Source organism: Pseudonocardia pini (assembly GCF_013870575.1).
GTDB lineage: Bacteria > Actinomycetota > Actinomycetes > Mycobacteriales > Pseudonocardiaceae > Pseudonocardia > Pseudonocardia pini.
Window position 1 is genome coordinate 1 of the sequence record NZ_JACBXB010000267.1, and the last position, 6,770, is coordinate 6,770.

General features: G+C 71.7%; 6 protein-coding genes. 5 read left to right on the forward strand and 1 reads right to left on the reverse strand.

The window, feature by feature from the left end; translation table 11 throughout:
* On the reverse strand, positions 1–417 hold a 417-nt coding region (locus tag H5J29_RS16315; RefSeq protein WP_181781816.1), incomplete at its 3' end, for a LysR family transcriptional regulator.
* A gap of 477 nt (positions 418–894) precedes the next feature.
* Between H5J29_RS16315 and H5J29_RS16320 the strand changes: the two genes are divergently transcribed.
* The 5 genes from H5J29_RS16320 to H5J29_RS16340 are packed head-to-tail and all read left to right on the forward strand — an operon-like array spanning position 895 to position 6,651.
* A complete protein-coding gene (locus H5J29_RS16320; protein WP_181781817.1) occupies positions 895–2,241 on the forward strand; it encodes an LLM class flavin-dependent oxidoreductase in 1,347 nt (448 codons plus the stop codon).
* Positions 2,242–2,264: 23 nt separating this feature from the next.
* A complete protein-coding gene (locus tag H5J29_RS16325) occupies positions 2,265–3,830 on the forward strand; it encodes an ABC transporter substrate-binding protein (RefSeq protein WP_181781818.1) in 1,566 nt (521 codons plus the stop codon).
* Positions 3,831–3,877: 47 nt separating this feature from the next.
* Complete coding sequence (locus tag H5J29_RS16330) at positions 3,878–4,849, forward strand: ABC transporter permease (protein ID WP_312858264.1); 972 nt, start codon at positions 3,878–3,880, stop codon at positions 4,847–4,849.
* A 3-nt stretch (positions 4,850–4,852) separates the two neighbouring features.
* A complete protein-coding gene (locus H5J29_RS16335; protein WP_181781820.1) occupies positions 4,853–5,722 on the forward strand; it encodes an ABC transporter permease in 870 nt (289 codons plus the stop codon).
* Between the two features lie 29 nt (positions 5,723–5,751).
* Complete coding sequence (locus H5J29_RS16340; RefSeq protein ID WP_181781821.1) at positions 5,752–6,651, forward strand: ABC transporter ATP-binding protein; 900 nt, start codon at positions 5,752–5,754, stop codon at positions 6,649–6,651.
* Positions 6,652–6,770 lie beyond the last annotated feature (119 nt).

A 6,770-nucleotide genomic window follows, 5' to 3' on the forward strand; every position in this document is an offset into this window, starting at 1 on the left:
GTCGCCGCGGTCCAGCGCCTCGCGCAGCCCGGTCCCGCGGTCGAGCCGGTACCGCACGGTGGCGCCGAGCGCGGTGCTAAGCCGGGGCAGCAGCTGGTCGGCGGCGTGCTCGGTGGACCCGACGCTCAGCTCGCGGACGGTCGGCGCGGCGAGCCGGGCGAGCACGTCGTCGTGGATGCTGAGCATCCGACGGGCCTCGACCAGCAACGTCTCGCCCGCGTGGGTGAGGCGGGAGGCCCGGCCGACCCGGCGCACGAGCGCGGTCCCGCAGGCGCTCTCCAGTCGCCGGACGTGGTCACTCACCGTAGGCTGGCTCACGTGCAGGGCCGCCGCGGCCCGGTGGAACCCGCCACACTCCGCGACCGCGACGAAACTCCGGAGCGGGACGACGTCGAGGGTGCGGGTCTGCGAGGACACGGGCCCAGTCCAGCAGAACAGATCGAGGATTCCTATCGAAAGTGATCGGGTCCCGAGGCCGGCCCGCGGTTCCTGCGGGCGAGCGGCCGGGCAGCCGGGCCGAACCGATCGGATCTTCCTATCGGAAGTGATCGGAAGCCCGAGTTGGACGCTGCCGCGTGCGAAGTGTCACCATCGTGCCATGTCGTCGGCCCGCGTCCTCGTGTCGCTCACCCTTTCGGGTGGGGACCGTGCGCGTGGTCCGTTCCTCGGCCTGACCCGGCGGCTCGCGGTCGATCTCGCCCGCACCTCCACCGCGACGTGTCGTCGCGGTCTTCGCTGACGCCTCTCCGGCGTTCCAGCGGTCCCTCGAGCCGAGTGGACCCGATCGCACCCTGATCCCCCCGTCGACGCCTGCCCGCGTCGGTGCGCGACGACGCGTGCCGGCGCGCTGACTGGCGTCCGCGGCCGATCTCGTCACCCGTGAAAGGACGAGCCATGGCCCGTCAGCTCAAGCTCGGTGCCGTCCTGATGGGCGTCGGCGGCCCCGGCCAGCACGACGTCTGGACCCACCCCGAGATCCCCGGCGACGCCAGCGTCGACATCGACTGGTACGTCGCCAGGGCCCGACAGGCGGAGGAGGCGCTGTTCGACCTCGTGTTCATCGTGGACAGCGCCTTCATCACCCCCGACTCCCCACCGCACTACCTCGCCCGGCTGGAGCCGTTCACCCTGCTCTCCGCCCTCGCGGTCACGACCCGGAACATCGGGCTCGTCGGCACGGTCAGCACCAGCTACAACAGCCCGTTCAACCTGGCCAGGCGGTTCGCCTCGCTCGACGTGATCAGCCGAGGGCGGGCCGGCTGGAACGTCGTCGCCACGGGCGACGGCGGCACCGCCGCGAACTACGGCCTCGACGAGCACTACGACCACCCCACCCGCTACTCGCGCGCGCTGGAGTCGGTGCGGGTCTGCCAGGGCCTCTGGGACTCCTACGAGGACGACGCCTTCCCCCGCGACCGCGAGACCGGCGTCTTCGTCGATCCCTCCCGCCAGCACCGGCTCGACCACACCGGTGAGCACTTCCGCGTCCGCGGCCCGCTGAACCTGATCCGGTCGCCGCAGGGCCAACCGGTCATCTTCCAGGCCGGGAACTCCGAGGAGGGGCGCGATCTGGGCGCCGCGATCGGGGAGGGCATCTTCACCCACCACGCCACGGTCGAGGAGGCGGTGGCCTTCGCCGAGGACATCCGCGGCCGGGCCGCGGCGAAGGGTCGCGATCCGGAGCACATCCGGATCCTGCCGGGGGTCGAACCGATCGTCGCGGACACCGACGCGCAGGCCCGGGAGATCTCCGACCGGCGGCGCAGCGACCGGGACTTCGCCAAGGACCTGGCCCAGTTCGGGCGGCCGTTCGGCTGGCACGACTTCAGCCGCTACGACCTCGACGCCCCGTTCCCGGATGTCTCCGGCCTGGGGCACAACAACTTCGGCAGCCAGACCGCCACCATCGTGCGGGTCGCGCAGGAGGAGGGACTCACGCTCCGGCAGGCCGTCCGGCGCTTCTCCGGCCCGGCCCCGTCGCCGTTCGTGGGCACCGCGCAGACCGTCGCCGACCGGATCGAGGAGTGGTTCCGGGCCGGCGCGTTCGACGGGTTGAACATCCACGTCACCGTGCCGAGCGCCTTCGCCCGGTTCACCGACGAGGTGCTGCCGATCCTGCGCGACCGCGGTCTGGTCCGGTCCGCCTACGAGTCGTCGACCCTGCGCGGGAACCTCGGTCTGCCGGTGCCCGCCAACGTCCACACCGCCGCCCGCGAGCAGGCCCCGCGCCTGAGCGCCTGAGCCACACCCACCATCGGAGAGTCATGAGAGTCCAGATCGGGAAGAGGCGGCCCACCGCCGTCGTCGTGGCCGCGCTCGTCGCGGCACTCGGAATGGTCCTGGCGGGCTGTGGGGGGTCGGCGTCGGGCGGCGCGGGCGGCGACTCCACGGTCCGGTGGGGCACCAAGCAGATCCAGGCCAACTGGGATCCCATCGTCACCGGATCGACCGGCGCCACCATCTACCTGACCCCGATCTACGAGTCGCTGTTCACCGTCGACGGCGAGCGGCACGTCGTGCCCGCACTCGCGTCGGGCTACGAGTACAACGCCGCGGGTGACCAGATCACGATCACGCTGAAGCCCGGGTTGACGTTCCAGGACGGCTCCCCGGTGGACGCGGAGGCGGTGAAGTTCAACATCGAGCGGATCAAGACGCAGGAGAACTCGGCGCTCAAGGGGTCGTACAACAACGTCGAGACCGCCACGGTGGTCGACCCGCTGACGGTCCGGCTGGATCTCGGCCAGCAGGACTACCAGATCCCCTACCTGCTGGCGGTGCGCGGCGGCATGCTGCCGAGCAAGACTGCGGCCCAGGCCGACCCCGGCAGGCTCAACACCGCCGCACCGGTCGGGGCGGGGCCGTTCACGGTGGCCTCGTACGACCCGGAGTCGAAGATCGTCCTGGAGAAGTGGGACGGCTACTGGGACGCGGCGAACATCAAGGTCGACCGCATCGAGATCAACTTCGGCGTCGACCCGTCGACGTTGACCGCGGGGCTGCAGTCCGGGGTCTACAACTGGGCGCAGCTGGACCCGCAGCAGGCCGACGAGGCGGAGAAGGCCGGGTTCGACGTGCTCGCGAGCGTCGACCGGCACTGGGGCATCCAGTTCCTGAGCCTCAACACGAACAAGGCGCCGTTCACCGACCCCGCCGTCGTGGAGGCGGTCCGGTACGCGGTCAACCCCGAGGAGTACTCCACCAAACTGGGCTTCGGCCTGGCCGCGCCCGCGCACCAGCCGTTCCCGGAGGGGCACCCGGCCTACGTCTCGGCGTTGAACGCCGAGCACCCCTACGACCCGGCGAAGGCCCGGGACATCCTGGCGAAGGCGGGGTACGCCGACGGTTCGGTGTCGTTCGACCTGTCCGGGATGGCCATCCAGTCCGGCCAGATCGCCGAGATCCTGCAGGAGCAGCTCAAGGCGGTCGGCATCACGGCGAACATCGCGCTGCTCGACCAGGCGAACTGGGGCAAGGGCTACTACAGCAAGTCGGTCGCGGCATCGCTGTTCGGCTACGTCGGCCGGGACTCGCACGTGCAGGCGCTCACCGAGCACTACGACGCGGGCGGCGTGCTCAACCTCAGCTCGCCGACCACCTCGCCCGAGTTCCAGGAGGCGCTCAAGGCGGTCCGGGCGACCCCGATCGACGCCCCGGACTACGAGGCGAAGCTGCAGGCGGCCGCACAGGCGGGCTACGAGCACGGCTCCACCGTCGCGCTGTACAGCCTCGCGAGCGTGGTGGCGAAGGACGAGTCGATCTCCGACCCGCCGGCGATCGACGGGTACCAGAGCTGGAAGGGCGTCCAGTTCACCCCCGGGACGCAGTGATGGCGACAGCGACGACGACGCGGACGGCACCTCCGACCAGGTCCGACGTGCGGCGGAGCCGCGGTAGGCGCCTGGCGGTCTCGATCGGCAAGCCGCTGGCCGTGTTCGTGCCGGTGTTCCTGCTCGGCACGTTCTTCACCTTCCTGCTCGGCCACCTCTCGGGCCGCAGCCCCGCCTACATCCAGCTCGGGGACGCGGCCACCCCGGAGGCGGTCGCCGCCGTCGAGCACGAGTGGGGCCTGGACCGGCCGTTCGGAGTGCAGTACGTCGACTGGCTCGGCGACATCTTCCGCTTCGACCTGGGGGAGAGCTGGTTCAACGGGCACAGCGTCGCCGAGGTCCTGCTGGACCGGGCGGTGATCACCCTCTCCGCCGCGGGGGTGGCCCTGGTCATCGGCGTGGTCGCCGGGTTCGCGCTCGGCGCGTTGGCCGCCCGCTTCCACGCCACCTGGGTCGACCGGGCCGTCACCGGCTTCACCACGACGATCTCGGTGCTGCCGCCCTTCGTCGTCGGCATCGCCCTGGTGGCCGTGTTCGCCGTGAGCCTGGACCTGCTGCCCGCCGCGGGCTACGTGCCGATCGAGGCCGGTCTGGGTCCGTGGCTGTCCCACCTGATCCTCCCGGCCATCGCGCTCAGCTTCGACACGGTCGCCGACGTGGCGCGCCAGCTGCGGGACGGGCTCGTGTCGACGAAGCGGGAGAACTACGTGACCGGCGCGCTCGTGCGCGGCCTCGGCCCGCGCCGGATCTTCTTCGTGCACGTGCTGCGCAACGGCGTCGGGCCCGCCCTCGCCGTCCTCGGGCTGAAGTTCCCGGCGCTGCTCGGCGGCGCCGTGGTCACCGAGGCGATCTTCGGGCTCTCCGGCTACGGGGTGTTCGCCACGCAGGCCGCCATCCGCGGCGACGTGCCCGCGGTGCAGGGCGTGCTCGTCGTGTCGGTCGTGCTCGTCGTCCTGTTCAACCTCGTCGTCAACGTCGTGCTGAACCGGCTCGCGCCGGCCGCGGCGCGGGGGGTCTGAGAAATGATCAAGGTTCTGCTCCGGCTGCCCAGCGCCCGGATCGCGATCGGGGTGCTGCTGGTCATCGCCGTGATCACGCTGTTCGGTCCCGTGCTGGCGCCCTACGACCCGCTGCAGGGTTCGGACCTCACGCTCGCCCCGCCGTCGGCCCAGCACTGGCTCGGCACGGACTACACCGGCCGCGACGTGCTCAGCCGGATCCTGGCCGGCGCGCCGCTGAGCATCGTCAGCACCCTGGAGGTGGCGGGGATCGCGCTGGTGCTCGGGACGATCCCGGGGATCCTGTCGGTGTACCTCGGGTCGATCTTCGAATGGGTCTCGCTGCGCCTGATCGACACCCTGGTCGCGCTGCCGTTCCTGGTGTTCGCGGTGGCCATGACCGCCCTGCTCGGCAACGGCATCACCCAGGCCATGATCGCGGTGGGGCTGCTGGTCGCGCCGCTGTTCTACCGGGTGGCCCGGGCGGCGACGCTGACCGTCGCCCAGTCCCAGTACGTCGAGGCCGCGGTGCTCGCCGGGGCGTCGACGGGCTGGATCGTGCGCAGGCACGTGTGGGCGAAGGTGCTGCCGCCCATCGCGATCACCCTGGCGACCACCCTCGGTCTGGGGCTCGTGGTGATCTCGAGCCTGACCTTCCTCGGGATCGGCGTGCAGCCGCCCACCCCGACCTGGGGCGGCATCCTCGCCTCGGACCTGGACTACCTGCCCCAGAAGGCCTACGCCCCGGTCTTCCCGGCGGTGATCATCCTGGTCACCGTCCTGGCCTTCAACATGCTCGCCGACGCCATCCGGGACGCGGCCGGCCAGTCCGGTCGCGTGCTCGTCGGGGCCCGGGCAGCGAAGGCCAACCGGGCCCGCAGGGTCGCGGCGTGACGGCCCCCCGAACCATCGAAGGAGCCCTGATGACCCAGGCCCCGGTCGTGACCCCCGCCGCCGAGACCGTCGCGGAGACCCACCCGGAGGACGTCCTCGTCCTGGAGGACGTCCGCATCCACGACGACCTGAGCGACACCGAGCTGGTCCACGGGGTCAGCCTGCGGCTGCGCCGCGGGCAGGTGGTGGGCATCGTCGGCGAGTCCGGCAGCGGCAAGTCGCTCACCTGCCGGGCCGTGCTCGGCATCCTGCCGGAGCTGATCGAGGTGTCCGGCGGCTCGATCACGCTGCTCGGCCGCGACGCCGCCACGCTCACCCGGCGGGACTGGACGGCCCTGCGGGGTGCCGCCATCGGCGCGGTGTTCCAGGACCCGGCCTCGTACCTCAACCCGTCGATCACGGTGGGCAAGCAGCTCCAGGAGGTGCTGCGGGTGCGGGGCGGGCTGTCCCGCAAGGACGCGCACCGGCGGGCCGTCGAGCTGTTCGACTCCGTGCACCTGCGCGATCCGGAGCAGGTGTACCGGCAGTACGTGCACGAGCTGTCGGGCGGGATGCTGCAGCGGGTGCTGATCGCGATCGCGATCTCGCTCGACCCGGACATCCTCATCGCCGACGAGGCCACGACCGCGCTCGACGCCACCGTGCAGGCCGAGATCCTCGACCTGCTCGCCGAGCTCACCGAGCGGCTCGGGCTGGCCCTGGTGCTCGTCTCCCACGACCTCGCCGTGGTGGCCCAGCTGTGCGACGAGGTGCTCGTCCTGCGCGACGGCCACGTCGTCGAGCAGGGGCCCACGGCCCGGATCCTGCACGACCCGCAGGAGGCCTACACCCGGCTGCTCGTCGCCGAGCACGAGCAGTACGGGCTCGAGCGCTACCTGGGGACGACGGCCGACGCCGTGCTCCCCACCGAGGAGCTGAACCGTGTCTGAGCCCCGCACCCGAGCAGGACAGCCGATCCTGGAGATCGAGGGCCTCGACGTCGCCTTCGGCCGCGGCCACGCACGCAAGGTGGCGCTGTCCGGCGCGACCCTGCGCCTGCTGCCCGGCG

Bases quoted from the DNA above. Each gene is read 5' to 3' on its own strand.
- H5J29_RS16320 (WP_181781817.1), top strand. From the start codon at position 895: ATGGCCCGTCAGCTCAAGCTCGGTGCCGTCCTGATGGGCGTCGGCGGC.
- H5J29_RS16325 (WP_181781818.1), top strand. From the start codon at position 2,265: ATGAGAGTCCAGATCGGGAAGAGGCGGCCCACCGCCGTCGTCGTGGCC.
- H5J29_RS16335 (WP_181781820.1), top strand. From the start codon at position 4,853: ATGATCAAGGTTCTGCTCCGGCTGCCCAGCGCCCGGATCGCGATCGGG.
- H5J29_RS16340 (WP_181781821.1), top strand. From the start codon at position 5,752: ATGACCCAGGCCCCGGTCGTGACCCCCGCCGCCGAGACCGTCGCGGAG.